General features: G+C 42.2%; 3 protein-coding genes, 1 rRNA gene and 1 riboswitch. Of the genes, 3 read left to right on the top strand and 1 reads right to left on the bottom strand.

Annotated elements, in window-relative coordinates:
* Nucleotides 1-97: ribosomal RNA gene (gene rrf / locus EKC99_RS15165) — 5S ribosomal RNA — on the top strand; the annotation flags it as partial.
* 128 nt (nt 98-225) lie between these two features.
* Here the strand turns inward: rrf and EKC99_RS15170 are convergent.
* Nucleotides 226-615, bottom strand: coding sequence for an Hsp20/alpha crystallin family protein (locus EKC99_RS15170; protein WP_055441631.1), 390 nt, complete (start codon nt 613-615; stop codon nt 226-228).
* Between the two features lie 150 nt (nt 616-765).
* Nucleotides 766-867, top strand: a riboswitch (purine riboswitch).
* A 106-nt stretch (nt 868-973) separates the two neighbouring features.
* On the opposite strand from EKC99_RS15170, the gene purE reads away from it, so the two are divergent.
* Complete coding sequence (gene purE, locus EKC99_RS15175; protein ID WP_055441633.1) at nt 974-1,462, top strand: 5-(carboxyamino)imidazole ribonucleotide mutase; 489 nt, start codon at nt 974-976, stop codon at nt 1,460-1,462.
* Complete coding sequence (gene purK / locus EKC99_RS15180; protein ID WP_163152634.1) at nt 1,446-2,597, top strand: 5-(carboxyamino)imidazole ribonucleotide synthase; 1,152 nt, start codon at nt 1,446-1,448, stop codon at nt 2,595-2,597. Before purE ends, purK begins: the two co-directional genes overlap by 17 nt.
* Nucleotides 2,598-2,665 lie beyond the last annotated feature (68 nt).

Raw genomic sequence — 2,665 nt, forward strand, 5'->3', positions numbered from 1 at the left:
GGTCACACCCGTTCCCATCCCGAACACGGAAGTTAAGCTCTCCAGCGCCGATGGTAGTTGGCGGGACACCGCCTGCGAGAGTAGGACGTTGCCGGGCGGACATAGCAAGTTAGAGAGCATATCGATTTTGTTCTCTAACTTTTTTTGTCCATGTATTTGCGTTTAACGCTTTTACAATCCTCTCCCCCATAGTGAAGAGCTAACCAATATCGGTTAGCTCATTTTTTATTTAATTTCTACTTTTCTCTTTATATGATCCGGAATAAGGCGATGTAACTGAATAAAAAGCAACCCATTCTCGTACACAGCTTCTACTTTCTCACCTACAGGAAAAGGAAGCTGTATCACTCGCTCAAATGGACCTTGTGTTATTCCTTCCTCAATTAATTCAAATCCTTCGAAGTGTAATTGAACATTTGCTTTTATTTCCAACGTATTATAGTGAACATATACTTCTGCATCATGTACATGTTCTAAACCTGGGATAGCTGCAACGATGAGTAGCTCATTTTCACGACGGTATATGTTGACTCCTGGAAAATGGGAAGAAAAAGCATTTGATGATCCCCAAAATGGGTTAGAAAAAAACGCTTCCCATTGTTTCGTCCAGTCCATTGTTTCCCCCCTCTTTCTTTTTCTTTTCATTATACGATGAAAAGGTAAAATGGTGATTTTAATCAAAAACCGAACATTAATTATTTTAATTAATAAAATGTTCGATTTTATGTTGACATGATTGAAAAATGACTGGTAAGATGAAAGTAAGTGAATACATGACTAAACCCTCATATAATTTTGGGAATATGGCCCAAAAGTCTCTACCCAATAACCGTAAATTATTGGACTATGAGGGAAAGGATCTTATTGGCTTTTTTCTCCCTAGGGGCGAAATATGTCCAGAACGATGCTTTCCCTTATGGTCGAGGGGCGTTGTTCTGGATTTTTTTCTGATTATAAAAAGAGGTGAGTACGGATGCAGCCACTTGTAGCTGTCATTATGGGAAGTCAATCAGATTGGGAAACGATGCGTCATGCATGTGATATATTAGAAGAATTGCATATTCCGTTTGAAAAAAAAGTTGTTTCAGCTCACCGTACACCGGACTTTATGTTTACGTATGCTGAAACAGCTGAAGAGCGTGGCATTAAAGTCATTATCGCTGGAGCTGGTGGAGCCGCTCATTTGCCTGGAATGGTAGCAGCCAAAACAACATTACCTGTCATCGGTGTTCCAATTATGTCTAAGACGTTGAACGGCTTAGATTCGTTGTTATCTATTGTTCAAATGCCAGGCGGGGTGCCAGTTGCGACCGTAGCGATCGGAAAAGCAGGGGCTATGAATGCCGCGCTGCTTGCTGCATCGATAATCGGAACGTATGAACCAACGTATATGGAAGCGTTACGTGCACGGCGCGAGGCAATTCGAAAACAAGTGATGGAAAGTAGTGATCAACTTGAATAAAACGATTGTTCCGGGGCAAACGATTGGCATCATTGGCGGGGGTCAGCTAGGAAGAATGATGGCGATCGCTGCAAAAGAGATGGGATTTTTTGTAGCGGTACTCGATCCGACTCCTCAATCTCCATGTGCGCAAGTGGCGGATATTGAAATTGTTGCTTCGTATAGCGATGAGGAAGCGTTACGTCAGTTGGCCGAAGTGAGTGATGTCATAACATATGAATTTGAAAATATTGATGTGGATGCGTTGAATCGATTAGTAGAGAAGGCGTATATGCCTCAAGGAAGCGAGCTGCTTGCTATTACGCAACATCGTTGGAAAGAAAAACGGGCTATTCAGTCTGCAGATTTGCCTGTTGCTCCTCATCGTCTTGTGCTAAAAGAAGAGGAATTAGAACGAGCGATTCGAGAGATTGGTATTCCAGCGGTGTTAAAAACGTGCCGTGGGGGATATGATGGAAAAGGGCAAGTCGTCATTCGTTGTTTAGATGATATACATGTGGCGCGTTCGCTTTTAGCTTATGGTGAGTGTGTATTGGAAGCATGGGTACCGTTTGTAAAAGAGCTATCCATCATCGTTGTGCGTAGTGTCTCTGGTGAAATGGCGCTGTTTCCTGTCGTAGAAAACATTCATCGCGAGAACATTTTGCATGAAACAATTGCCCCAGCTCGAGTCAGTCAACCAATCATGGAACAGGCAAAAACATATGCGAAACAGTTAGCCGAAGCGTTTCAACTAGTAGGTACGTTAGCGATTGAAATGTTTTTGACAGAAGACGGACAATTGTATATTAATGAGCTTGCCCCTAGACCACACAACTCAGGTCATTATACAATAAACGGTTGTATCACATCACAATTTCAGCAACATATTCGTGCCATTTGTGATTGGCCGCTTGGCAGTACCGATTTATTAAAACCTACAATGATGGTCAATATTTTAGGTGAACATGTCGATGCAGTCATCCGAAATATCACTCAATTTCGTGATGCTCATGTTCATTTTTACGGAAAAAAAGAGGCAAAGCCGAAGCGGAAAATGGGACATATCACGTGGTTAGTTGAAGATGTCGATGCGATGCAACGAAAAATAGACGACTTAGCGATTTGGACAGAGGTAGCGTCAAAAAATCTATGAAAAGTCATCACGGGCTACCTTTTGAAGGGAAATAAAGGGGATGGTGGAATCGGATTCGCCCTTGACCA

Source organism: Anoxybacillus sp. MB8 (genome assembly GCF_011006755.1).
Lineage (GTDB): Bacteria > Bacillota > Bacilli > Bacillales > Anoxybacillaceae > Anoxybacillus > Anoxybacillus gonensis.

Bases quoted from the DNA above. Each gene is read 5' to 3' on its own strand.
- purE (WP_055441633.1), top strand. From the start codon at position 974: ATGCAGCCACTTGTAGCTGTCATTATGGGAAGTCAATCAGATTGGGAA.
- EKC99_RS15170 (WP_055441631.1), bottom strand. From the start codon at position 615: ATGGACTGGACGAAACAATGGGAAGCGTTTTTTTCTAACCCATTTTGG.